At 65.1% G+C, this 24,399-nt stretch carries 22 protein-coding genes and 1 pseudogene; 9 read left to right on the plus strand and 14 right to left on the minus strand.

From position 1 onward, the window contains the following. Positions 1 to 77: 77 nt before the first annotated feature. Positions 78 to 1,232, minus strand: a complete 1,155-nt coding sequence (locus QRM89_RS05895) for an epoxide hydrolase (protein ID WP_285447507.1) — start codon at positions 1,230 to 1,232, stop codon at positions 78 to 80. A gap of 1 nt (position 1,233) precedes the next feature. Continuing rightward, a complete protein-coding gene (locus QRM89_RS05900) occupies positions 1,234 to 2,148 on the minus strand; it encodes an NmrA family NAD(P)-binding protein (protein WP_115529599.1) in 915 nt (304 codons plus the stop codon). 177 nt (positions 2,149 to 2,325) lie between these two features. On the opposite strand from QRM89_RS05900, the gene QRM89_RS05905 reads away from it, so the two are divergent. Beyond that, a complete protein-coding gene (locus tag QRM89_RS05905; RefSeq protein WP_285447508.1) occupies positions 2,326 to 2,967 on the plus strand; it encodes a TetR/AcrR family transcriptional regulator in 642 nt (213 codons plus the stop codon). Between the two features lie 150 nt (positions 2,968 to 3,117). On the opposite strand, the gene QRM89_RS05910 is transcribed toward QRM89_RS05905, so the two are convergent. The 5 genes and pseudogenes from QRM89_RS05910 to QRM89_RS05930 all read right to left on the minus strand — a co-directional run bounded on the left by QRM89_RS05910 (position 3,118) and on the right by QRM89_RS05930 (position 6,684). Next, positions 3,118 to 3,372 carry a DUF2164 domain-containing protein gene (locus QRM89_RS05910; protein WP_042595526.1) on the minus strand — a complete coding sequence of 85 codons (255 nt, stop codon included), beginning with the start codon at positions 3,370 to 3,372 and terminating at the stop codon, positions 3,118 to 3,120. Between the two features lie 120 nt (positions 3,373 to 3,492). Further along, positions 3,493 to 3,879, minus strand: a complete 387-nt coding sequence (locus tag QRM89_RS05915) for a hypothetical protein (protein WP_103699774.1) — start codon at positions 3,877 to 3,879, stop codon at positions 3,493 to 3,495. Positions 3,880 to 3,958: 79 nt separating this feature from the next. Next, a pseudogene (locus QRM89_RS05920) lies at positions 3,959 to 4,099 on the minus strand (LuxR family transcriptional regulator); the annotation flags it as partial. 189 nt (positions 4,100 to 4,288) lie between these two features. Beyond that, complete coding sequence (locus tag QRM89_RS05925) at positions 4,289 to 5,305, minus strand: class 1 fructose-bisphosphatase (RefSeq protein ID WP_014506031.1); 1,017 nt, start codon at positions 5,303 to 5,305, stop codon at positions 4,289 to 4,291. Between the two features lie 176 nt (positions 5,306 to 5,481). Then, on the minus strand, positions 5,482 to 6,684 hold the full coding sequence (locus QRM89_RS05930) for an amino acid aminotransferase (protein ID WP_011035355.1): 1,203 nt from the start codon (positions 6,682 to 6,684) through the stop codon (positions 5,482 to 5,484). A 158-nt stretch (positions 6,685 to 6,842) separates the two neighbouring features. On the opposite strand from QRM89_RS05930, the gene QRM89_RS05935 reads away from it, so the two are divergent. The 4 genes from QRM89_RS05935 to adh all read left to right on the plus strand — a co-directional run bounded on the left by QRM89_RS05935 (position 6,843) and on the right by adh (position 12,131). Further along, positions 6,843 to 8,969 (plus strand): TonB-dependent receptor, encoded by a 2,127-nt coding sequence (locus QRM89_RS05935; RefSeq protein WP_285447509.1) that lies wholly within the window; start codon positions 6,843 to 6,845, stop codon positions 8,967 to 8,969. A gap of 274 nt (positions 8,970 to 9,243) precedes the next feature. After that, positions 9,244 to 9,534, plus strand: coding sequence for a hypothetical protein (locus tag QRM89_RS05940; RefSeq protein ID WP_161960228.1), 291 nt, complete (start codon positions 9,244 to 9,246; stop codon positions 9,532 to 9,534). A gap of 365 nt (positions 9,535 to 9,899) precedes the next feature. Next, complete coding sequence (locus tag QRM89_RS05945; RefSeq protein ID WP_014506036.1) at positions 9,900 to 10,373, plus strand: hypothetical protein; 474 nt, start codon at positions 9,900 to 9,902, stop codon at positions 10,371 to 10,373. A gap of 228 nt (positions 10,374 to 10,601) precedes the next feature. Continuing rightward, positions 10,602 to 12,131 (plus strand): aldehyde dehydrogenase, encoded by a 1,530-nt coding sequence (adh, locus tag QRM89_RS05950; RefSeq protein ID WP_285447510.1) that lies wholly within the window; start codon positions 10,602 to 10,604, stop codon positions 12,129 to 12,131. Positions 12,132 to 12,264: 133 nt separating this feature from the next. Here adh and QRM89_RS05955 read toward each other — a convergent pair whose 3' ends face one another. Together QRM89_RS05955 and QRM89_RS05960 are read right to left on the minus strand one after the other, a co-directional pair. Then, positions 12,265 to 13,599, minus strand: coding sequence for a peptidoglycan-binding domain-containing protein (locus tag QRM89_RS05955; protein WP_115006558.1), 1,335 nt, complete (start codon positions 13,597 to 13,599; stop codon positions 12,265 to 12,267). A gap of 65 nt (positions 13,600 to 13,664) precedes the next feature. Then, on the minus strand, positions 13,665 to 14,210 hold the full coding sequence (locus tag QRM89_RS05960; protein ID WP_285447511.1) for a hypothetical protein: 546 nt from the start codon (positions 14,208 to 14,210) through the stop codon (positions 13,665 to 13,667). 257 nt (positions 14,211 to 14,467) lie between these two features. Between QRM89_RS05960 and QRM89_RS05965 the strand changes: the two genes are divergently transcribed. Beyond that, entirely contained in the window at positions 14,468 to 14,821 is a 354-nt protein-coding gene (locus QRM89_RS05965; RefSeq protein WP_043877681.1) for a DUF779 domain-containing protein, read from the plus strand. A 302-nt stretch (positions 14,822 to 15,123) separates the two neighbouring features. Here the strand turns inward: QRM89_RS05965 and QRM89_RS05970 are convergent, their stop codons facing one another. Next, a complete protein-coding gene (locus QRM89_RS05970) occupies positions 15,124 to 15,297 on the minus strand; it encodes a hypothetical protein (RefSeq protein WP_285447512.1) in 174 nt (57 codons plus the stop codon). A gap of 150 nt (positions 15,298 to 15,447) precedes the next feature. Between QRM89_RS05970 and QRM89_RS05975 the strand changes: the two genes are divergently transcribed. Genes QRM89_RS05975 through ligD form a run of 3 tightly spaced genes read left to right on the plus strand, consistent with a single transcriptional unit; the run spans position 15,448 to position 19,631 of the window. Then, positions 15,448 to 15,843, plus strand: a complete 396-nt coding sequence (locus QRM89_RS05975) for a hypothetical protein (RefSeq protein WP_343237670.1) — start codon at positions 15,448 to 15,450, stop codon at positions 15,841 to 15,843. Then, the gene (locus QRM89_RS05980; RefSeq protein ID WP_285447513.1) at positions 15,843 to 16,784 is read left to right on the plus strand and encodes a Ku protein; all 942 of its coding nucleotides are present in this window, start codon (positions 15,843 to 15,845) and stop codon (positions 16,782 to 16,784) included. The genes QRM89_RS05975 and QRM89_RS05980 overlap by 1 nt, the downstream gene beginning before the upstream one ends. Positions 16,785 to 16,790: 6 nt before the next feature. Then, entirely contained in the window at positions 16,791 to 19,631 is a 2,841-nt protein-coding gene (gene ligD, locus QRM89_RS05985; RefSeq protein ID WP_285447514.1) for a non-homologous end-joining DNA ligase, read from the plus strand. 348 nt (positions 19,632 to 19,979) lie between these two features. Here ligD and lldD read toward each other — a convergent pair whose 3' ends face one another. From lldD to QRM89_RS06005, 4 genes are all read right to left on the minus strand, one after another. Beyond that, the gene (gene lldD, locus QRM89_RS05990; RefSeq protein WP_285447515.1) at positions 19,980 to 21,140 is read right to left on the minus strand and encodes an FMN-dependent L-lactate dehydrogenase LldD; all 1,161 of its coding nucleotides are present in this window, start codon (positions 21,138 to 21,140) and stop codon (positions 19,980 to 19,982) included. A gap of 399 nt (positions 21,141 to 21,539) precedes the next feature. Then, entirely contained in the window at positions 21,540 to 23,054 is a 1,515-nt protein-coding gene (locus QRM89_RS05995; protein ID WP_285447516.1) for a carotenoid oxygenase family protein, read from the minus strand. Between the two features lie 27 nt (positions 23,055 to 23,081). Further along, the gene (locus tag QRM89_RS06000) at positions 23,082 to 23,507 is read right to left on the minus strand and encodes a DUF2141 domain-containing protein (RefSeq protein ID WP_285447517.1); all 426 of its coding nucleotides are present in this window, start codon (positions 23,505 to 23,507) and stop codon (positions 23,082 to 23,084) included. Positions 23,508 to 23,735: 228 nt separating this feature from the next. Further along, positions 23,736 to 24,302 carry a PEMT/PEM2 methyltransferase family protein gene (locus QRM89_RS06005; protein WP_285447518.1) on the minus strand — a complete coding sequence of 189 codons (567 nt, stop codon included), beginning with the start codon at positions 24,300 to 24,302 and terminating at the stop codon, positions 23,736 to 23,738. Positions 24,303 to 24,399: the final 97 nt, after the last annotated feature.

Consider the following 24,399-nt stretch of genomic DNA (forward strand, 5'->3'; position numbering starts at 1 on the left):
CTGCAAAGCGGATACGTCGGCGCTGTCGGCATGGCCGTGGCCCGAAGGCAGTGCGGGCACGCAATGCTCGGTCGCCGTCACCGAAGAGACCGAAACGTCGTTCGCAGATGATCGATAAAGACCGGCGGATTCTCCATCGCCGCAAAATGTCCACCCCGCTCCGCTTCGCCGAAAAAGCGTAGATCGGCAAAGCGTCGCTGTGCCCAGCGCTGGGAAACGCGCACCTGCTCGCCAGGAAACATGCTGATGCCGGTTGGCGTGGGCAGGGGATGCGAAGGCATCTCCGCGCTGGCGTCATGCGCGGCTTCCCAATACAGGCGTACAGAGCTGGGCCCTGCGTTCGGGAGCCAGTACAGCATGATGTTATCGATGAGGTGGTCTAACCCGAACACGTTCTCCGGCTCGCCATCGCTTTGTGAGACGTCCTGAAAGAGTGCATAGATCCATGCAGCCAGGCCCACCGGGGAGTCCGCCAAACTGAAGCCCACCGACTGCGGCCGTGTGCTTTGCAGCTTCATGTAGCCGGAAAATTCCGTGTAGTAGCGCTTGGCGTCTTCCAGCATTTTCTGCTCGGCCGGTGTGGCTTCGGCGATTTCCTGCGTGCTGGGTTCGAACATCACCATGTTCAGATGGATACCCCGCAAGCCTGGTGGCTGCATGAATCCAAGCGCGGTGGTGATCGCACTGCCCCAATCGCCGCCCTGTGCGGCCCAACGCTCGCCATAACCCAAACGGCGCATCAGTTCGACCCATGCGGCAGCCGTGCGCCCGACTCCCCAGCCACGGTCGATTGGCTTTGCAGAGAAACCAAAACCAGGCAAGGATGGGATGATGAGATGAAAGGCGTCCGACGCCTGCCCGCCATGGGCCACCGGGTCACTCAAGGGGCCGATCACTTCGCGGAATTCGAGCACCGATCCGGGCCACCCATGCGTCAGCAGCAAAGCAAGCGCATCTGGCTCCGGCGAGCGCACATGCAGGAACTGGATCTCCAGTCCATCAATCGTGGTACGACTGCTGTTCCAGCCGTTCAATAACTGCTCTGTCGCACGCCAGTCGTAGCCAGACTGCCAGCGGTCCACCAGGCGCCGGATGCGCTCGCTCTGTGGGCCTTGGCTGTGGTCCTCTACGGTTTCCCTACTTGGCCAACGCGCTTGCCTAAGCCGGTGTGCGATGTCATCCAGCTCCGCTTCTGCAACCTGGATGTGGAACGCTGCAATGTCATCGCGCATCTCAAGACTCCCGTACATACGTGTTGGCCAGTGCCTGGCGGGCTGTTTGCCAGGCGCGCGCACCGTAGCGATCGTTATCCAATGGGACCAACTTGCCGCGCCCGCTCATCATGTCGCGCAGATATTGCATGCCCTGCCAGGGAGGGAAGGGATCATCGCTTGCGGGCGTGAGTGCACGCACCGTACTGATGATTGCCGACATCGTCCCGAGCCCGCCGGGCCTGAGCGTGCGATAGCGCTGCCCGGTGAGTTGGGTGAGTAGTTGCGCGATGTCGTTGGGCGAAATGCAATTGCCGGCAATGCGCAGGTCCCGTGGGGTCGTGGGATCCAGTGCGGCCGCCGCCGTGTAACTGGCGACATCATCTTTGGCGGTGAAATCGAGCTGCTGGTGTGCGTCGCCAAAATGCATGACACGACGGCCCGGGACCACTAGGCGCGCACTGCCCTCAAGAAGTTCCAGAAAACCGCCACACAGAACCGAGGTGGCCGCGATCGGCGCGGCGTCCAGCTGGTCTCTGAACCGGCGCCGAAAATCCAGGTTTCGATTGTCGCCCGGCCGTGTTTTCGTATAGTCCAGCGAGAAATCAGACGGGATGAAGCGAGGCACGCCGGCGCTGACAGCTGCATGCAGCAGCTTTCCCTGTTGACCCAGCATGACGTTTTCCAGGCCGTTGAGCGCAGAAACGACACATGCCGCATTCCCGACCGCTTCACGCAACGATGTGGCGTCTTCCATCTCGACGTAGCGGATCTTGATGTTGCTGCGTTGCAAGGCCGCAATGCGGTCCTTGCCTGCGCCTTGCCGAACAAGCGCGACCACCGCGGCGCCCTGTTCCTGCAGGGCAAAGGCGATTCGGCAACCCAGGTCGCCGGTGGCGCCTGCAATCACGATTTGGGATCTCACATCTGGAGTCACGACTTGCCTCTCGCTTGGGTCTTTGCGCCAACAACGGCAACGGGAACTGCAACAGAAGACGCAGGCTGTCTGTCACGCAGCACCCAGGCCATTCGCTGGCTTGGCAGGCCATGCAGCGAGTAACTGAACGATAACGTTCAGTTGATGGAAGTGCAAGCGGCGTGTAACTTTTCGTGTATGAAAGCGGTCAAGCAAAAATCAAAAGGCGGACGGCCGCCACTCGATAAAGCCGGTGATGTCGAACGACGCTTACTCGATGCGGCACTGCAGCTCTTCCTGGAACGCGGGTTCGAGGACACCTCGTGCGAGGACATCGCGCGGCTGGCAGGCGCGGGCAAGGCAAGCCTTTATGCGCGCTATGCCAATAAAGACGCCATTTTTGAGGCGGTGGTCCGTCGCGATGTCGACACCCAGCCCCTGCCTGCCGCAGTCAGCGTCCCCATGGATCTGGAGGGGCGCCTCAGACACGCAGGACAAGGGATGCTTGCGCATGCATTACAGCCCCAGACGGTGGCCATGATGCGCCTGGTTGTCGGCACCTCCATTCGCGCGCCAGCGCTTGCCGCTGAAGTCAACCGCATCGGCTGGGAAGGCGGGCTGCGGCGCGTGCAGATGACGATCCTGGACGGCCCGGATCAACCGGCCAATCCGTCTGCGTTGGCAAGTCACTTCGTCGACCTGGTCTTCGCCCCGCATCAACTGCGCGCGCTGCTGGGCGAGCACCCGGATGACCTGATCGCCACCGCATCGGCCCGTGTGGAGTGGGCGCTTGCACTTCTCAAGGATGCTGGCCAGCTGGAAACCGGAATAGCGCAGTGACACCCTTGCGTTGCAGGACTCATTGAACGATGCAGCGGAACTACGCGACTTGATGGCGTCTTCGGCGGTGTCCTCGGGCACGCGCATGTTGTCGTTACTCGCAGCAGAGAAGTGGAACGTCTCAATGCTGTGGCATCGTGAGGTGGCTGATTACTTTCTGAAGTCGGTCGGACGTTCCAGCTGGTAGATCGCCTCACCCAGGTCATCCAGCTTGCCGGCAACGATGGCCTGCGCATCGTAGACGCCCCGATTGTAGAAATAGGGCCCCACCTCTTCGGCGAAGAAATCCAGCAGAAACTCCGCATCGAAGCGGCCGATCTGCTGCTTCAGTTCCTCGCTGAAGTACAGCTGGATCTTGTGGGTGATCGCCGCCCGCTCGCCTTCGGTGAATTTGATCTCGGTCATGGGGGCTTTGTGGTCGGCTCAACGACGGTAGCGGGACGATGTGCCTGCGACACAGGCAACTTTGAGCGATTCCTGGCAGTTGAACCCAACCGCTTGCCCGGTCGCCCTCGAGATGGAGGGTCAGATGGCAACCGGCCAATGGGAAGGCCGGCCTGCGCGAAGGTAGTCAAGGTATTCGGACTCGGCAATCCCGCGGTTGGTCCAGCGAGTAGGGTCCGCCGCCAGGAACGTGCTGGCATACGTTACGGCAGAGGCAGCGTCCGCAAAAATGGCAGCGGGGGCATGGGATCCGTCTGGTTCGATATATGCGAAGTCATACAGATCCGAATAGTCTTCGCTGCCAACGTCCTCGACGTCATACATCCATACCTCGATGCAATCATTTGCCGGCCGCAACTCGACATGGCGAATGTATGTCGCATCGACTGGACTTCTTCCGAGAAACTGCTCGACCGACGCGCCGCGCCGTAATGTGGCTGGAATATCGATCGGTGAAAGATATCGCATACAGGCTCCCTGCCTTCAACTGCCGCTGCTCATCAAATAAAGCGAGCCGCGCCGCGATGCAGCGTCGGCTCGCCAGTATTCACTTGGACTGACTTGCCGCGCGTTTGAAATACGCCGTGCGCATCACCGGGTTGCCGTCCTTGAAGTACGCTTCGATCTCGGTCATGACCTTGCCGTCGGCGCTGACTGTATAGGTGCGTGTGGATGCCGGGACACCTTTCCGGCCCGAGGGCGATACTCACCGCCGGGCGCTGGTGAGTCAACTCACGGCACGGAGCGGGGCGTTGGCGCAGGTCTCGCGCCCCAGCCCATCGCCAGCGACGCTATCGGCATGCGTTGCATAAAAAGACACCCGCACTAGACGGGTGTCTTGCATCGATCAATCTTGCTTGTCGCGCGAGCCCAACCCTCAACCCTGCGCCTTGTCGAACTCCACGTGATACCGCGTCGCCTCGGCCACTTCGTTCTTTGAGCCCAAAAACACCGGCACACGCTGATGCAGTTGCGTCGGTTGAATATCCAGGATGCGCTCGCGCCCCGTGGTGGCGGCGCCGCCGGCCTGTTCCACCAGCATGCCCATCGGGTTGGCTTCGTACATCAGGCGCAGCTTGCCGGGCTTGGACGCGTCCTTCTTGTCCCAGGGGTAGATGAAGATGCCGCCGCGGGTCAGGATGCGGTGCACGTCGGCCACCATGCTGGCGATCCAGCGCATGTTGAAATCCTTGCCGCGCGCGCCGTCCTTGCCGGCCAGCAGGTCGCCCACATAGGCCTGCATGGCCGGCTCCCAGTGGCGCTGGTTGGACATGTTGATGGCGAATTCTGCGGTGTCTTCTGGCACGCGCATGTCGGCCTGGGTCAGCAGGAAGCTGCCTTCCTCGCGCTCCAGGGTGAAGGCGTGGGTGCCGTGGCCCAGCGTGAGTACCAGCATGGTGCTGGGTCCGTAGATGCAATAGCCGGCGGCCACCTGTTGCGTGCCCGGCTGCAGGAAGTGTTCGTCGCCGGGCTTTTCGGTGCCCTTGGGCGCGCGCAGCACCGAGAAGATGGTGCCGACCGAGACGTTGACGTCGATATTGGAGCTGCCATCGAGCGGGTCGAACAGCAGCAGGAAATCGCCGCTGGGGTATTGGTCCGGCACTGGCTGGCTGTGGTCCATCTCTTCCGATGCGCAGGCGGCGAGGTGGCCGCCCCAGGCATTGGCTTCGAGCAGGATGTCGTTGCTCAGCACGTCGAGCTTCTTCTGCGCCTCGCCCTGCACGTTGCCGGTGCCGGCATCGCCCAGCACGCCGCCCAGGGCGCCCTTGCTCACGGCGATGGAGATGCGCTTGCAGGCGCGCGAGACGATGGTGATCAGCTGGCGCAATTCCGGGTCGATACGGCCGGCGTGTTGCTCTTCGATCAGGAAGCGGGTCAGCGAGGGACGCGACATGGAGCGGGCAGCCTGTGCAGGAAGTGGGCCGCCATTGTCGCCATTGCGCCGTTAGATTTCGATCACCGGCTGCGCGCTTTGCGTCTTTGCGCGGCCACTGCACTGCGCATCGCCCACAAAAAAGCCGGGAGGCATTAGCGCTCCCGGCTCTTCATCGCGCAAGCGGCGGCGCAGGATCAGCCGCGGCTGACCGTGGCCACGGCCTGGGCCACGTAGTCCAGATTGCGCTGGCTCAGCGCGGCCACGCAGATGCGGCCGGTGCCGACCGCATAGATTGCGAACTCATCCCGCAGGCGGTCCACCTGCGACTTGGTCAGGCCCGAGTACGAAAACATGCCGGCCTGGCGCTGGATAAACTCGAACTCCGGTGCGCCCAGCGCGGCCAGCTTGGCGACCAGGCCGGCACGCAACGCGTGGATGCGCTCGCGCATTTCGGTGAGTTCCTGCTCCCACACATCGCGCAGCTCCGGGCTGGTCAGCACGCCGGCCACCAATGCGGCGCCGTGCGTGGACGGGCTGGAGTAGATCGTGCGGATGATGCGCTTGACCTGCGACTGCACCGCCTTGGCTTCGGCGGCCGTGGCCGAGACCACCGACAGCGCGCCCACGCGCTCGCCATACAGCGAGAACGACTTGGAGTACGAGCTCGCCACCACGTAGGTGTCGATGCCTTCGGCCGCCAGCAGGCGCACCGCGTAGGCGTCGGCTTCAATGCCCTTGTCGAAGCCCTGGTAGGCGATGTCCACGAACGGGAAGAGGTTGCGTTCTTTCAACAGGCCGGCCAGCTGCTTCCACTGCTCGCGGCTGAGGTCGGCACCGGTGGGGTTGTGGCAGCAGGCATGCAGCAGCACCACCGTGCCCGGCTCCAGCTTGGCCAGGTCGGCCAGCATGCCGTCGAAGTTCAGCCCGTGGCTGGCGGCATCGAAATAGGTGTAATCCACCACCTCGAAGCCGGCCGCGCCGAACACTGCGCGGTGGTTTTCCCAGCTGGGGTTGCTGATGGCGATGGTGGAGGTGGGCAGCAGCTTCTTGAGCAGGTCCGCGCCCACGCGCAGCGCACCGCTGCCGCCGACGGTCTGCGAGGTCGCCACGCGGCCGGAGGCCACCAGCGCCGACTCGGCGCCGAACAGCAGCTCCTGGGTGGCCTTGTCGTAGGCGGCCAGGCCGTCGATGGGCAGGTAGCCGCGCGGTTTGGCATCCAGCGCGAGCTGCTGCTCGATCTTCTGCACGGCACGCAACAGCGGGATGCGCCCGTTTTCGTCGTAATAGATGCCAACACCCAGATTAACCTTGTTGGGGCGGCTATCGGCGTTGTAGGCCTCGGTCAGGCCCAGGATGGGGTCGCCTGGAACCTGTTCTACATTTGCAAAGAAGGACACGGCATGACTCGCTGGAGGACGGAAGGTGGGGATACTGCCGGGCGTCGGGGCCGCGGCACGGCCAAACCGCCTCATCCTAACAGGGCACGGCGCGGGGTAGCATGCTTCGTTCCGTACGAAACGATGCGGCCACAGTACGGATGAGGGACACTAGCGCCATGCCCAGACTGACCCTGTTGGCCGCCGCGTGCGGCCTGTTCGTAGCGAGCGCGTCGTCGCTCGCCCTGGCCGCCGACGCGGCCCCGCCGATTGCCGCGTTGCCCGCCGTGCAGGTGGATGCCGCGCGCGTGCACGGCGTGGACGACTTCGACTTGCCGGCCTCCTTCACGGTGGTGGCGGCCGACGACGACAACCGCCGCGGCGCGCAGGTGTCCGAACTGCTGGACGGCATTCCCGGGTTGGTGGCGCGTGACCGCCAGAACTACGCGCAGGACACCCAGCTGTCGATCCGCGGCTTCGGTGCGCGCTCCACCTTCGGCGTGCGCGGCGTGCGCCTGCTGGTGGACGGCATCCCGGCCAGCATGCCCGACGGCCAGGGCCAGCTCTCGCACTTCAACGTACTGGGCGCGCAGCGGGTGGAAGTGCTGCGCGGGCCGTTCTCGGCGCTTTACGGCAACTCCTCGGGCGGCGTGCTGCAGCTGTGGAGCGCCGACGGCAAGCCCGGCGACCCATGGCGGCTGCGTGCCACCTACGGCAGTAATGCCACCGTCAATACCGGGGCGCAGTTACTCGGCCAGCAGGGTGCGGTGCACTACAACCTGGCCGCGAACCACTTCGAAACCGATGGTTTTCGCGACCACAGCCGCGCCAAGCGTGAGTCGGTCAACGCCAAGCTCGGCTTCGACCTGGCGCCCGGCAGCCGGCTGGACCTGGTGCTCAACTATCTGGATGCCCCGGACGCACAGGACCCGTTGGGCCTGACCCGCGCACAGGTCACCGCCGACCCGCGCCAGGCCACCGCGGTGGCCACGCAGTTCAACACCCGCAAGTCGGTGCGGCAGTCGCAGGCCGGAGCGATTTTCACCCAGCAATTCGATACCCAGACGCTGCGCCTGATGGCCTACGGCGGCCAGCGCAGCGTGGAGCAGTTCCTGGCGATTCCGGTGGCGGTGCAGCGCAATCCGCTGCACTCGGGCGGGGTGATCGACCTGGACAGCAATTATGAAGGCGCCGACGTGCGCTGGGCCTGGCAAGGCCAGGCGCTGGGGCGGCCGCTGCAGCTCACCGTGGGGGCCAACGTCGACCGCCAGCGCCAGCACCGCACCGGTTACGAAAACTTCGTCGGCACCACGCTCGGGGTGAAGGGCGCGCTGCGCCGCAACCAGCGCGATCAGGTCGAGAACGTGGACCAGTTCGCGCAGGCGTGGTGGCAGTGGAGCGACCGCTGGTCGGCGCTGCTGGGCGTGCGCCACAGCGAGGTGCGCTTCCGCTCTGACGACAACTACATCGTCGGGCGCAACCCGGACGACAGCGGCCAGCGTGATTATTCGGCGACCACGCCGGTGGCCGGCATCGTGTTCCGCGCCAGCGACGACCTGCGGGTGTATGCCTCGGTGGGACGCGGGTTCGAAACGCCCACCTTCAACGAACTGGGCTACCGCAGCGACGGCGGCGCCGGCCTGGCGCTGGATCTGGGCGCGGCGAAAAGCCGCAACGTCGAAGTGGGCACCAAGTGGCGTTCGCAAAGCGGTGCGGCGCTGGAATTGGCGCTGTTCCGCGCCGACACCGACGACGAACTGGCAGTGGCCAGCAACACCAACGGCCGCAGCACCTTCCGCAACATCGGCGCCACCCGGCGCCAGGGCGCGGAGCTGAGCTGGCAGCAGCCGATCGGCCAGACCCAGCAAGTGCAACTGGCCTACACCTTCGTCGACGCCACAGTGCGCGATGGCTACCTCACCTGCGCCAGTAGCGGTTGCGCCACGCCCACCGCACCGGTGGCCAGCGGCGCGCGGCTGCCGGGCGTGCCGCGGCAGCAGCTGTTTGCACGCTGGCAATGGCAGCCGTTGCAGTGGCAGTTCGCCGCCGAATCGGTGGTCTCCGATGCCACCGTGGTCAATGACCTGGCCACCGAGCGCGCCGCCGGCTACGCACTGGTGAACCTGGAAGCCTCACGGCGCTGGGCCACCGCCCACGGCGCACTGCGCACCTTCGCCCGCATCGACAACGCGCTGGACCGCGCGTACGTGGGCTCGGTGATCGTCAACGACGGCAACGGCCGCTATTACGAACCCGGCCCGGATCGCACTTACACCGTAGGCCTGCAATGGGATTTTGGCAGCTGACGGGCGCTCGCCATGAAGCACGCGCCCGACTGCGCGTTGCCTCGTAACGGAGCGCGCTCGCGCGCAATGAGGCATTCCCATGACGCCTGGCCACGCGCGCGCTTGTGCTTCATGTGCTGAATGTCTCAAGTGTGTAGAGCGCCGCCTTAGAGCGTCACCTGGCACTTGATTGGCGCGGCTTGGCACGCATGCAGATGCATCAGACAACACCGCATCGCGCGCAAGCGCGCTCCCACCCACTGACTGCTATCGCCTGCATACACGAGAGCCCCGCATGATCGTCGTAGACCACGCACCGGCCGACTGGTTTCTGCTGCGCGATGCAGACGATGGGTATTGGCTGGACGTGAACTGCAACATGTCTGCAACGGGCTTCTCGATCTTGCTGGCGTTGGATGCCGGTGAGCGTGACACCGTAGTAGCGCATGGTCACGCCGCTTGCCTGCAGCTTGCAGCGCAGGTACAGCAGTGCCCGCGGGATTTTGCCGCGCGTGACATCTCCTCGGTGCATGGCGCGCGCGTGACCGCAGCGGTGCGCGCCTGGCGTGCGGCAGGTTCGGCATAGTCACGGCTGTCGGCAGGCAGGGCGCATGCACCACAGTCCACCGCACGCGTTCCGCGCGTGGCGCGGCAAGCATGGTAACGGACACTATTTGGCGCACAGCGCATGCGTTGCGGTGAGAACGTCTTCGGCACGCAGGTGACACCGTCCTGCAAGAGGGTGTTCATGGTCCCGGGCGTGGGCATGCCGTATGCGATGGCTGAGCACGATGACGGCATGTTGCTGGTCGAGCCACGTAGGCAGCTCGCGACATGGCTGAGCTCCACACCACCGGCAATGCCATCTGGATCTGCGGAAGCGATAACGCCATAGTGCCCGCCGGAATCGTGATGCTAAGCTGCGGCCAGGCACACCGCACGGAGCATGTGATGCATTCGACGATTGTGGTTTTCTCTGCAGCCCTGTGCGTCATCGGCGCGCAAGCGGTTGCGGCTGCACCTGCCACTGAACAGGCGCAACTGCGGGTGATCCGCACGTTTCCCGCAGACAGCCCGGCCGTGTCGCAGGTGCATCGCTGGTTGCTTGAGCAGCCTGCAAAGATGCGGCCACCGGCGACGGCCGCCGCGTTGGGCCAGGTGCGCACCAGCTACGTCATGCACGCGTCCGACCCTGCACGCCGCGCACTGCTGACCAGGACCGATGTGGCATTCCCGGAACGGGGGCAGACCGGCGATGCAGTGAGTATCGACAGCTGTGCCGGCGACACACGCCTGCACTGGACCTATCGCTGGGACGCCACGTCAGCGCAGGCCGGCTGGCAGCTGCAGGCCTCGGAGCTGGAGCGCGTGCCGGACTGCACGGCCGCGATGGCTGCACTGCCTGGCGCCGCATCGCAGGGTTGAGTCGCGCATGAGCCAGGCACGCCCGCGCACGCACCGGCGTGGATTTCACGCCGGCTGAAGATTGCACGGGGGCGTTCGGCAATGACGCGCTGCAGCGCAATTGCAGCGCGATGCGCACTACGGCAACTGCGCGGCGATGACGCAATGCAACAGCGTCGCGCGCACCATTGCGTGCTAATGGCGCTTGGGTATACACGTGCGGATTCGCCCCCCCTGCAGGAGACTCCGATGAATGCACTTCCTTCCGCCAAGTCCCTCAACACCGACCCGCAATCCATCTTCAAACCACGCTACGACAACTTCATCGGCGGGGCATGGGTGGCGCCGCAGGGTGGTCAGTATTTCGACAACACCACGCCGATCACCGGCAAGGTCTTCACCTCGATCGCGCGCTCTACCGCGCCAGATATCGAAGCCGCATTGGATGCCGCGCACGCGGCCAAGGAGGCGTGGGGCAAGACCTCCACCACCGACCGCTCCAACGTGCTGCTCAAGATCGCCGACCGTATCGAGCAGAACCTGGAATTGCTGGCCTACGCCGAGACCTGGGACAACGGCAAACCGGTACGCGAAACGCTCAATGCGGACGTGCCGCTGTGCGTGGATCACTTCCGCTATTTCGCCGGTGCCATCCGCGCGCAGGAAGGCGGCATCTCCGAGATCGACAGCGACACCATTGCCTATCATTTCCACGAGCCACTCGGCGTGGTGGGGCAGATCATCCCGTGGAACTTTCCGCTGCTGATGGCCTGCTGGAAACTCGCGCCTGCACTGGCGGCCGGCAACTGCGTGGTGATGAAGCCGGCCGAGCAGACCCCGGCCTCGATCCTGGTGCTGATGGAGGTCATCGGCGATCTGCTGCCGCCGGGCGTGCTCAACGTAGTGAACGGCTTCGGGCTTGAGGCCGGCAAGCCGCTGGCCAGCAATCCGCGCATCGCCAAGATCGCCTTCACCGGCGAAACCACCACCGGCCGGCTGATCATGCAGTACGCCAGTCAGAACCTGATTCCGGTGACGCTGGAGCTGGGTGGTAAATCGCCCAACATCTTCTTTGCCGATGTCATGGCCGAAGACGACGATTTTCTCGACAAGGCGGTGGAAGGCTTCGTGCTGTTTGCCTTCAACCAGGGCGAGGTGTGCACCTGTCCCTCGCGCGCGCTGATCCAGGAATCGATCTACGACAAGTTCATGGAAAAAGTGCTCGCACGCGTGGCGGCGATCAAGCAGGGCAACCCGCTCGATCCCAACACCATGGTCGGCGCGCAGGCTTCCAGCGAGCAGCTGGAAAAGATTCTGTCCTACATCGACATCGGCAAGCAGGAGGGCGCCGAAATCCTGATCGGTGGCGAGCGCAACATGCTCGACGGGGAGCTATCCGACGGTTTCTATGTCAAGCCCACGGTGTTCAAGGGCCACAACAAGATGCGCGTGTTCCAGGAAGAAATCTTCGGCCCGGTGGTGTCGGTGACCACCTTCAAGGACGAGGCCGACGCGCTGGCGATCGCCAACGACACCTTGTACGGCCTGGGCGCCGGCGTGTGGAGCCGCGATGCCTCGCGCCTGTACCGCATGGGCCGCGCGATCCAGGCCGGCCGCGTGTGGACCAACTGCTACCACGCCTATCCCGCGCACGCCGCCTTCGGTGGCTACAAGCAGTCGGGCATCGGCCGCGAAAACCACAAGATGATGCTCGACCACTACCAGCAGACCAAGAACCTGCTGGTGAGCTATTCGCCAAAGGCGCTTGGGTTCTTCTGATGCAAGGCGAGCGGTGTAGCGCATGATGGAACATTGCTGACTGTCATTGCGCAGCGCGCGCGGTGGCTAACACTTCGACAGACCTGTAGTCGCACAACTGTTTTAGTTGTTGTGCGGCTGCAGGGCGCCCGAATTACATCGACATGGCGCGTGCCGGTTCGCGGGTGGGTTCCTGCTCTGCAGCGGGCAGATCCTGGCGAAGCTTCTGCGTCGATTGTTCGAGACTCTGGTGTGAGGCTTGTTCGCGGTCGACAAACACTCGCCGATGCGAGGGATCGTCCAGCTTTCCTTCCACGCCGAACAACCCTTGCCCATTCTTGCTTGCCACGACGTGATCGATGCGGGTCAGCCCGCTGATGCTGGCGTCGTGGGTCAGCGTCCCTGCGGCTTGTTCCAGCTCGGTACGGTTCTTGAAACTTGCCGATGACCCAAGCTTTTCCAACGCACCGACCGCCTGCTGATACATGACGTGCTGCGGGTGTGCCTGGTCCGAGAGCAGCGGCGCACTGTGCGCAGCGCTGTGCCGGCTGGCCGACTCTGCTGCGACGGGCGCAGAATGTTCCGGCTGCCGTGTGTGCGCCGTCTTCAACGCATCCAGCGTGTGTCGGCCGGCAATGCCGTCGGCCTCCAGATGGTGATCGCGTTGAAATGCTTCCACGGCCTGCTTGGTGCGGTCTCCAAATTTTCCGTCGGTACCCAATGGCTGGCCATGTGCGTCGGTATAGCCCAGCTGATTGAGTCGCTCCTGCAACGCCTTGACTGCGGGGCCATGTTCGTCCTTGCGGAGTACGCTGTCGGCCGTCGCCGCGGCGCTTGCAGCACTCGCGGCGGTGGCAACCGTGCGCCCGCTACTCGACAGCTCAGCCACCAGTGCCTGGCCGGTCAGATTGGGTTGCGCCGTTTGCGGGTGCTGATCGGTGGTGATCACACCGCTATCCAGATCCCGCACGTAGCGCTCTGCCTGCGGCAGATAACTGGTGTTGATGTCCACATGCACGTGCTTGCCAAACGCACTGGGGTTGCCATTATTGAAGCCGCCCTGGATGCCGATCGGCTGGCCGTACTCGATACGGGCGCCCGGTTCCAGCTGCGTATTGCGTAAATCCAGATGCCGGTACTGCGCGATCATCTCGCGGCTGGCATCGTTGGCCGGCTTGTCATAGATCTGCACGATGCCATCGCTGCGGTCGACGCGCCCAATGTAGCCACTGGCCATGGCAGGCACCGGCACCACGCTGGAGCCGCCGGCCTGTAGGACAAAATCCTTGGAAACGTAATGGTCGCCATCGCGCGAGACGGTGGCAGACCCTCTGTAGTTGCCGAGCAGCTCTTCGCGTTCGCCATTGACCGTGCCATAGACACGCCCGCGTTCGTTGCCGCGCGTCGGGTGATGGCGCTCGATGTCCTCAAAATCGTGGACATGCTGGACGCCGCGTCCAACCGACTCAAGAATCGTATATTTGGGCATCGTTGCGTTCCTTGGGTAGATGCTGCCAATTGCGAAGGCGTGCCGACCCGCTGCCGGCAGCTACATCAACGCACATGCTGGCTCAGCTGCCAGCAATCTTTTGTGTAATCGAAGACATACGCCTCGGGGGCGCCAAGCGTTTTGACCACCTCATCATCTGCGGAAAATTCTGCTCTGACGAAGCTGGCACGCATCTGATCGCCTTGCTGGGTGATTTTCAGGTCCACCCGTGACAGGTCTTCGGCATTCTTGTCTGGTTCGTCGTAGGACCAGCGCGAATCGATCAGCGCCAGCCGGAATGGCTCGGCCGCACGTTCGACTGGCTTCGGTGGTGTGGCGAAGTCGTATTCGGCGAGCTGCGGTGCACTGTAGGCGGCGCGTAGCGCGGGATCTGTGGCGATCGCCTCGAGGAACACCGCAAACCCGTCTGCTGTCCTTTGGCAAGCCTCTGGCGGCAACGCCGGCCTGGCGACTTGCGGCGCGGCCGGTGCGGGCCGTGGTGTGCTGGCCGCCGCCGGTTCCGGTGCCGCCGGTGCTGGAGTCGATGTCGAGGCTTGGCAGCCTTGCAGCATCAGGACAAGCAGGGCGGTGCCCAACGTCGCGTGTTTCATGGAGTCAGTCCTTGGTTCCGGAGCGCAAGCGTACGTCCAGAAGGGGGGCTGTGTCTGCCCAGCTCGCTGCCTCCTGTCGGATCGCATCGGTGATCCATGGCCGTCACATGGCGTCTGATCCCGCTTGGTGCCAGGAGTCATCCGTAAACCTATCGATTCGGTTGTAGTTCAACGCGTATTCTTTCCGCCAGGAGGCCGCACCTGGCCAAATGAGGTGGGCAGTGACCGAGACCACAACCACGCTACCGCTGCAGGTCATGGCGACACTACCCGCACTGCAGCTGATCGACACCTTGCGTGCGCGCCACGGTGATGTGCTGTTTCATCAATCTGGCGGCTGCTGCGACGGGTCGTCGCCGATGTGCTTCCCGGTGGGCGACTTCATCGTGGGCGACCGCGATGTGCTGCTCGGCGAGATCGGTGGTGCGCCGTTTTATATCAGCGCGCCGCAGTTTGAATACTGGAAGCACACGCAGCTGATCATCGATGTGGTGCCCGGGCGCGGCGGGATGTTTTCGCTGGAAAACGGCGAGGGCGTGCGTTTTTTGGTGCGCTCGCGCCTGTTTAGCGACGACGAATTCGCGCAGCTGCAACTGGCCAAGCGGGTGTAGCCCTGCGCGGGTGCTGGCAGACGTGTAACGACCTCGCTTGTTGGCTGAATACCAACAGCGCGCAGGACCAAGATCAACCACGCTCCCGGATCACTCGTCACGGCTTCTCCGAAAAAAAACGCCAAGGCAGAGCGCATCCAGATTCTCAATGCGCCAAAAGCCTCAAATACCTAGCGCTCGCGCTCACGACACTCTTGCGCAGTTAACACGCCCTGGTAGGAGCGCGCTTGCGCGCGATGAAGCCTTCCCACCGCAGCCTCCCGGCGCCTGCAACATGCCGCATGCAGTCCAACGCGCCCCGCTTACGGCGCAGTGCCCGGCGTCTTGGCGGGCGTCTTGGCGGGCGTATCGTCATCGGCGGGAATGACGGTCTCGGGGGCATCGCCAGCGCCACGGTCTTCGTAATGTTCGGCGTCACGCTTGCCGTGCTGTTCGCCGGGGTGCGTTGGCTGATCGCGCAGGGGGTCACGGGACATGGTGGGTCTCCAGCAGGGTCGGATACGCAGTTCACCGCGTCGGTGGTGAAGGCGACGCAAATCGCAGCTTGCAAGCGAATTTCTCACGCATGGCTCACGGCGCGCGCGTTACTGCTGTGCTCCCCCGAACGCCAGCACGTGGAGTCCGCCATGCGCCCCCTGGACCGTCGCCCCAATCGTCGCCTGTTCAGCGCGCACGCTGCGCCGGCACTAACCGAGCGCAAGCGCCGTACGCCGCAGAGCGATGCGGTAGGTGTTGCGCAGGATTTCCACTGTTACAGCGTGGCCGATTTCCAGCGCCGTCGCCGGCGCGGCGGGCCCACCTGGCGCGATCTCTCTCCTGCGTATGCATTCGCCCGCGTCACCCACGCTGCCGACTGGCCACGCGGTGCCGATCTGCAATGCGAGCAGGCACTGGCCGCACAGTGGGAAAGCATGCGTGGCGACTCGCGCTTGGACTGGCCGCATGCCCGCGATGTGGTCGAGGACGCTTGGCTGGCGCTGGACCATATTCCCGATGCGGCCGTGCACGGAGTGGCGCACTAATGGCACGACCGATCTGGACCGGAACGCTGTCGTTCGGCCTGCTCAACGTGCCGGTCTCGCTGATGTCGGGCGAGCGCAAGGTGGACCTGCATTTCCGCATGCTCGATTCGCGCGACAAGAAGCCCATCCGCTTCGAGCGCGTCAACGCCGACACCGGCGACGAAGTGCCGTGGAAGGAAATCGTCAAGGCCTTCGAGTACGACAAGGGCAGCTATGTGATCGTCGAGGAGCAGGACATCCGCTCCGCAGCGCCGGAAAGTCACGAGACGGTGGAAGTCGAGACCTTTGTCGATGCCGCTGACATCGACCCGCGCTACTTCGAAAAGCCCTACATCCTGGTGCCCGGCAAGAAGGCTGAAAAAGGCTATGTGCTGCTGCGCGAGACCTTGCGCGATACCGGCAAGGTGGGCATTGCCAAGGTGGTGATCCGCACCCGCGAATACCTGGCCGCCGTGATGCCGCAGGGCGATGCGTTGATCCTGCTGCTGCTGCGCTATCAGCAGGAAGTGGTGGACCCGGAAGATTTCAAGCTGCCGTCCGGGGCGGTGAGCGAGTACCGCATCACCGCCAAGGAGCAGGAGATGGCCAAGCAGCTGATCGAGTCGATGTCCGGAAAGTGGCAGCCGGAGGACTACCACGACGAGTTCCGCGGCAAGCTCGAGCAGATCTTGCGCAAGCGCATCCAGGCCAAGGGCGGCACCACGCAGGTGGACGACGAACCGGCCTCGCACGAAGACGCCACCACCAACGTGGTGGACTTCATGTCGTTGTTGCAAAAGAGCCTGCAAGCCAACACGCGTACCCCGGCAAAAAAAACCACGGCCGCGGCTGACACGGCGTCGGCCAAGAAAGCCGCCACCAAGAAGGCGGCAAAGAAAGCGACCAAGAAAACCGCCACGAAAGCCACCAAGAAGGCGGCGTCGCGGCGCAAGGCCGGGTAAGCGCCGATGTCGTTGCGCGACTACACCCGCAAGCGCCGCTTCGACCAGACCCCGGAGCCGGCCGAGGACGCCGCGGCGACAGCGCATCGGCAGCCGATCTTCGTGGTGCAACTGCATCACGCCAGTTCGCGCCATTACGACTTTCGCCTGGAAGCCGATGGCGTGCTCAAGAGTTGGGCGGTGCCCAAGGGCCCGTCGCTGCGTGCTGGCGAAAAACGCCTGGCGGTGCAGGTGGACGATCACCCGCTCGCATACGCGGGCTTCGAAGGCGACATCCCGCAAGGGCAGTACGGGGCGGGACACGTGCAGGTATTCGACCACGGCACCTGGCACTGCGACGGCGATGCGTTGGCGGCGCTGGATGCCGGCAAGCTGGACTTTGACCTGCAGGGCGACAAGCTGCGCGGTGGGTTTGCACTGGTACGCACCCGCTTGCGTGGACGCCAGCCGCAGTGGTTGTTGATCAAGCGCGACGACGCCCATGCCGCCGATCTGGATGCCGATGCGTTGGTGGCCGATTCCGACGCCACAGCGCGGGCGATTGAGACTCCATCGGCCGCCGCCGTGCCGGCGCGCCGTGCCAAGGCCAGCCGTCGTCGACGCACGCCGGCCGAGGCGTTGGTGACAGAAAAATCCGCATCCGCCAGCCGCCCGCGTGCTTCCGCAGCCACACAGGCCCACTGGCGCACGCGTGCACTGGCCTTGCCGGGCGCGCGCGATGCGGCCTGCCCTACCGGCTTGCGCGCACAACTGACGTTGCTACGCGCTGAGGCGCCGGATGGTGCGCAGTGGCTGCACGAGATCAAGTGGGATGGTTACCGGTTGCTGGCCGATCTGGTCGATGGCCAGGCGCAGCTGCGCTCGCGCAACGATCAGGCCTGGACGGACAGCTTTCCGGAAGTTGCCAAAGCCGTGCAGGCATTGCCGGTGCGCGATGCGCGCCTGGATGGCGAACTGGTGGTGCTCGACGCGCAAGGCCGCAGCGATTTCTCCGCGCTGCAACGCGCCATCGACGGCACTGCGCGTCAACCGTTGCGCTACTTGGTGTTCGATCTGCTCGGCGTTGCCGGCGTGGATCTGCGCGCCACCCCGCTGCTGGAGCGCAAGCAGTTGTTGCGTGCGTTGCTCGACAGCGACGAGTTCGTGGTGGTGGGGTACACCGACCCCAAGGGCGCACGCAGCGGGTTTGGCGCCCTGTTGCTAGCACAGCTGGTGGGCACGCAGCTGCGCTACGTGGGCCGGGTCGGGACCGGTTTCGACAGTGCCCTGCTCGGCGAGATCACCGCGCAATTGCAGGCATTGCACAGCCCGCAGCCCACGCTGGAATTGCCCGCGCACATTCCCGGCCGGCCGCGCGATGTGCACTGGGTACGCCCGGTGTTGATTGCCGAGGTGGCGTTTCGCGGTTGGGCCAAGCAGGGCCTGCTGCGGCAGGCGGCCTTCAAGCGTTTACGCGAGGACAAACCAATGAGCGATCTGGGCGGCGACCGCGCCACGCCGGGCAAGGCGCGGGGAGCACGCACGCGGACGGCTGCAGCTGCTGCGGGCAAGGCCTCACGTGCTGCAGCGACGCGCACTGCGACGGTATCGGCTGGCGGTTCGGCTGCAAAGCCGGGGAAGGCGGGCAAGTCTTCCACTGCGGCCGAGGTCAGCACACGGTCGCGTGCCGCCAAACGACGTGTGGCATCTGCAGCCAGTTCCGCTGCCAAGCCAGGAAAGCCGGGCAAGTCGTCCGCAGCGGCCACGGGCAGTGCATCGCCACGTGTGGCTAAACGAGGTGCGGTGTCTGCCGCCAGCGCATCGTCTGCGGCGAAGTCGGGCAAGCGCAGCGTTTCCAGCGAGTCTGCGGCGTCCGGCAAGCCGGCCGCGCCGAATAAGGACGCATCGTCCAAGACGGCACGCGCGCCAGGTATGTCGTCGGCAAAGGAAACGTCAACAGCACCGGCAGCGCCGTCCACACGGAAAGCGAAGGCATTGGCCTCCGCCGCGCCAGATGGCGTTGCCATTACGCATCCCGAGCGCGTGGTGTTCCCTGCCGCCGGCATCAGCAAGAGCGATGTGGCCGCGTATTACCGCGCGGTGGCACCGCTGGTGTTGCCGGAGATCGCGCGCCGGCCGTTGTCGTTGTTGCGCTGCCCCGATGGCGCTGCAGGCATGTGCTTTTTCCAGAAGCACGAAGGCCACCATCTTGGTGCGCACATCAAGGCCATCCCGCTCAAGCAGAAGAGCGGCACCGAAGATTATCTGTACATCGAGGATGTGTCCGGGCTGTTGGAACTGGTGCAGATGAACACCCTGGAGTTGCATCCCTGGGGCGCGCGGGTGGATGACCCCGAGCACCCCGACCGGTTGGTGTTCGACCTGGATCCGGGTGACGGCGTGGCCTGGACGCAGGTGGTAGCCGCCGCGCGCGAGATCCGCAGCAAGTTGCGTGCGGCCGGGCTCGAAAGCGCCGTGCGCCTGTCGGGCGGCAAGGGGCTGCACGTGGTGGTGCCGATCATGCCGCAAGCCAGCTGGGACCAGGCACGTGATTTCTGCGAAGCCTTTGCACAGGCCTTGGCCAGCCAGGCCCCGGAGCGCTACGTGGCCACCATGAGCAAGGCCAAGCGCCACGGCGTGATTTTTATTGATTGGCTGCGCAACGGGCGCGGCAACACCAGCGTGTGTTCGTGGTCGCTACGCGCGCGCGCGCACGCCACCGTGGCGGTGCCGCTGCGCTGGGAAGAACTGGGCAAACTCAGCGGCCCGGATGCGTTCCCGCTGGACAAGGCCGTGCAACGTGCCAAGCGTCAGCGCAATGATCCCTGGGCGGATGTGCTGGCGTTGAAGCAGGTGTTGCCTAGCTAGGTGCTGGGTGCAGATTTTGCCCGGCTAGGTGCCGGGTGCAGATCATGCATGATGGGCCTGCGGCACTTTGCCGGTGGCGTGCGCTAGATATGATCGGAATAGCTGAGGGCAGCACCTCTCACGTAGGAGCGCGCTCGCGCGCGATGAGGCCTTCCCGGTAACGCCCCATCGCGCGCAAGCGCGCTCCTACGAAAGGCGCAGAGTTGGTCGCTGTGAGGCAACCATGCCTGTTGCTAGCTCAACCAACAGCAGCAAGCCCAGGACATCGAAAACCGTACGCGCGCGATGCTCTAACGATTCCCAATTCCCAATTCCCAATTCCCAATTCCCAATTCCCAATTCCCAGCCTCAAGGCACAACCGCCGCCTCGCGCGTTACCCGGCTCAATGCGTCGCCGCTGATCTCGGCCACCGAATGTGTGCCGGTGAGGATCATCGCCACGCGTATTTCGCGCTCGATCAGGGTTAGCAGGTTTTCCACGCCGGCCTGGCCGCCGGCGGCCAGTGCGTAGACGAACGCGCGGCCGAGCAATACGGCATCGGCACCCAGCGCCAGCATGCGCACCACATCTAACCCACTGCGGATGCCCGAGTCGGCCAGGATCTTCAGCTCGCCCTTCACTGCATCGGCAATCGCCGGCAATGCGCGCGCGCTGGACAGCACGCCATCGAGCTGGCGCCCGCCATGGTTGGACACCACGATGCCGTCGGCGCCGAAGCGCACCGCGTCGCGTGCGTCCTCCGGGTCGAGGATGCCCTTGATCACCATCGGCCCGGTCCAGAACTCGCGGATCCATTCCAGGTCCTTCCACGAGATGGAAGGGTCGAAGTTGGCCGCCAGCCAACCGATGTAATCCTGCAATCCGGTGGGGCTGCCGCGGTAGGTGGAGATGTTGCCCAGGTCATGCGGCTTGCCGAGCAGGCCCACGTCCCACGCCCAGCGCGGGTGCGTCATCGCCTGCAGCATGCGCCGCAGCGACGCATTGGGCCCACTCATGCCCGAATGCGCATCGCGGTAGCGCGCGCCCGGCGTGGGCATGTCCACAGTGAACACCAGCGTGGTCACCCCGGCGGCCTTGGCGCGCTCCAGCGCGTTGCGCATGAAGCCGCGGTCCTTGAGCACATACAGCTGGAACCACATCGGGCGGTCGATCGCCGGTGCCACTTCCTCGATCGGGCACACCGACACCGTGGACAGCGTGAACGGAATGCCACGCGCAGCGGCTGCACGCGCGGCCTGCACTTCGCCGCGGCGTGCATACATGCCGGTGAGCCCCACCGGTGCCAGCGCCACCGGCATCGCCAGCGTTTCGCCGAACAGCTCGGTGCTCAGGCTGAGATTGGACATGTTGCGCAGCACGCGCTGACGCAACGCGATATCCGCCAGGTCCGAGACATTGCGCCGCAAGGTGTGTTCGGCATACGCGCCGCCATCGATGTAATGGAACAGGAACGGCGGCAAACGGGCTTCGGCGGCGGCGCGGTAATCGGAAGCGGCAGAAATGATCATCGAAGGCGGGGAGCGGCGGGGGCAGCCTCAGAGTGTAAGACGATCGCCGCGCCAGCGAACGTCAGAGCGCGCGGCGCAAGGCCTCCGGTATCGGAACGGTGGTGGCGTGATCCGCGCATGTACCGGCTTTGTATGCATCTGCGCGATTTGGTTGCTCCGCGCTGGCGAGCGCCTGCAGGCTTGTGCGAGCGTGCGGTTGCGCTGCGAAGGCAGAGGGTGCGGCGCCAACGAACCAGCCCCAACCACCAGGCAGACGTCATTTACAGGGATCACCCAACACACTGGACCGTGGAAGTATTCAATAACCTCTGTGCACAGTCAGAACCGCTGCCGCACCAGCGCGCCGGCACCGCATCGCGCACTCACCAGCGCACGCACCAACCGCGCCACTGCACTGACTCACGCAGCCGCAAACTGCCCATGGAATCCCAGCGGTAGCGCATACGGCAGCCAGGCCTGGGCGATGGGCCCGGCATCCACGTGGCGTGCATCCAGCACCATCAGGCCGGTGCGCGCACGGGTGGTGTCGAGCACGGTGCCGACCAGCCAGCCATCGTCCGGGCGGTCGCTGCCGGGGCGCGGCACGAACACGTGTTCTTCGGCCAGCATGTCCGGACCGTAGCGATGCACTTGCCGGCGGTCGCGTTCCAGGTCGTAGCTGGCCACCGCGTTGAGGAACGGCGAGGGGGTGGAGCCGTCGCGGCACGGTGCGTACAGACGCGCGCCGCGTGTGCCGGGTGTGCGCGCATCGAAGGTGGGTAGTTCCAGGTTGTCCACCGCATGCGCCTGCCAATGCGCGTTGCCGCTGCGTAGTTCCAGATGCAGGCTGCGCACCTGCACCGGTGACGGTGTGGCCGCCGGATCGCCGTGCATCGCTGCGCGCAGCGGTGAGCGTGCTTCTTCCGGATCGGTGTGCACCAGCGCACGCACCACGATGCGCTGGCGGTGTTCGTAGGCATCGGCAAAGTGATACGCCACGCCGAAGTCGGCTTCGAACCAGCGCGGCTGGTCCAGCGCATCCTTCGGCACCACCGCGATGCGGCATGGCGCCTCGGGGGTGAAGCGCATCTGCTCGAAGAACGGGCCATCGCCCTCCAGCCGGCGGTACGGCGCCAGCACGAAGATCAGGTGCCGCTGCGTCATCGCAAAGCTGTGCAGGTAGCCCGGCGCATCGGTGTGCAGCAGCTGCGCTGTGCGCAGTACCGCATCGGCGCCGATATGCCAGATCAGCACGCCGGTGGCACCAACCACGCCGATCGAGCCGAAGTTCCAGGCGCTGCCGTCGCGATCGATCAGCGGGTGCGCCGAGAACGGCAGCGCGGCCAGATCATCGCGCCAGGTCACCGGGCCGAGCGTGCTCAGTGCATCGGGATCCAGTTCGATCGCCGAGCCGGCTTCCCAGAGCGCGAACAGGCGGCCGTTGAGCATGGCCACCGAGGTGTTGGCGGTATTGACGTCGTCGTTGTTGCGCGCCGCTTGCTGGTCCGGCACTGCGGTGCCGGCTGCGCGGTACAAAAAGCGGCCGGCCTGCTGTTCTTGGGTGAATTTGTGCGTGGCCACCATGCGCGCGTGATGCTGCACCTGGCGGCCGCCCAGCTGCCAGCGGTGCACCATGCCATCGCCGTCGAACCAATGGTCGTAACGGAAACCGGCGCGCTCGGTCCAGGCCGGGCCATTGCGGTACAGGCTGCCGGCCAGGCCGTCGGGCAGCGTGCCCTGCAGCGCCACGCGGGTGGGGCCGAAGCTGGCCTGGGTGACGCTGCGCCAGCCCAGCAACCACGGCGCGCATTGCAGGCCGGCGTGGAATTGCGCTGCCTCCATGGCCTGGGCCGGCAGGCTGCGCAGCGACCAACCTGCCAGCGCCGTCGTGCTGGCGGTGGCCAGCAATGACTGCAGAAAACGGCGTCGTTGCATCGGGTGTCCTCGCGTCGGGCGGGTGGGTCAGCGCAGCTCGATGCCGATGCGCTTGCCGCCGGCCGGCAGATCGAACGCGGCTTCGTCGAAGGTGGGTTTGCGCATCGCCCGCGGATTGTTGCTGAAGCCGTAGCCCTCCACCGGCATGCCGATCAGGTTGGTATCCAGCTTCCCGTTGGCGTTTTCGTCATGGTTGACCATCACCGCGTAGCGCCCTGGTGGCAGATCCTTGAACACGAAGCTCGGCGCGCTGCCGGTGATCGGCTTGGTCTGCGCCTGCACTGGTGGCTGGGTGCTGTCGAGCTGTGCGGGCGAGGCAACCACCGCGATGCGGATCTGCCCCTGTTGCGAGCGCAGCCCGCTCAGGTTCACGGTCAGGTCGGCGGCGTGGAGCTGGCTGCTGCCGAGCAGCAGGCCGAGGGCGCAAAGCAGTGCACGGATGGGGTGTGGCATCGCTGTCTCCGAGGTGGCGGCTGGCGCGTCGCCTGCATCGAGGGAGGTGGTTGCCGCACGCCTTGGACGAAGGCGCATCGGCACGGGCCGCACAGCGTTGCGCCAACGCGTCTGCGAGAGTGCCACAGTGCGCGGCGGCGGCACTGTCTGCGCCATGCACACCGAATCTCTGTCCAGCCTGACGAAGCGCCGCCACGCGGGGATCTGCCGCTGTGACCGCGTGCGTATTCACCACACCAGTGGCAGCAGGCGCCAGCTCTGGGTGGCGTAGTCGGCGTAGCGGGTGGGGAAGGCGCGGCGCAGCGCGGCTTCTTCCACGCGGATGCGGCGCAGGAAGACCCAGGTCACCGGCAGCACGATCACCAGCAGCGACAGCGCATTGCCCATGCCCAGTGCCATCCCGTAGAAGCACAGCAACGCGCCGGTGTAGGAGGGGTGGCGCAACCAGCGGTATGGGCCGCTCCGCACCAGTTGGTGGTCGGCCTGGATGGTGACATCCACCGTGAACCAGCGCGCCAGCACCTGGATCGCCCACACCCGCAGCCCCAGGCCGCCGGCGATCAGCGCGCAGGCACCCCAGCGCAGCGGCTCCTGCCAGGCCGGCGGCCAGTGGCTGATGCCGGCGAAGGCCAGCCCCACCGCCACCGCGATTGACAGCGACAACACCCGCCACAACTGTCCCAGCGTGCCTTGGTCGTGCACCCCGCCATCGGCGGCGCGACGTTGCCGGCGCAGCCAGAGTTCGTAGCCCACCCAAAGCAGGCTGAGCGCGGTGAGCAGATGAGATGCAGACATGGGTGACTCCGGGAATGAGGGCGGTGGTGAGGGGCGATGCGCCAGGGCGACGGGGTGCACGGTGGAGAAGGGCCGCATCTGCAAGGCCGGTGCTGCC

Source organism: Xanthomonas sp. LMC-A-07 (genome assembly GCF_030208825.1).
Classification (GTDB): Bacteria; Pseudomonadota; Gammaproteobacteria; order Xanthomonadales; family Xanthomonadaceae; genus Xanthomonas; species Xanthomonas campestris.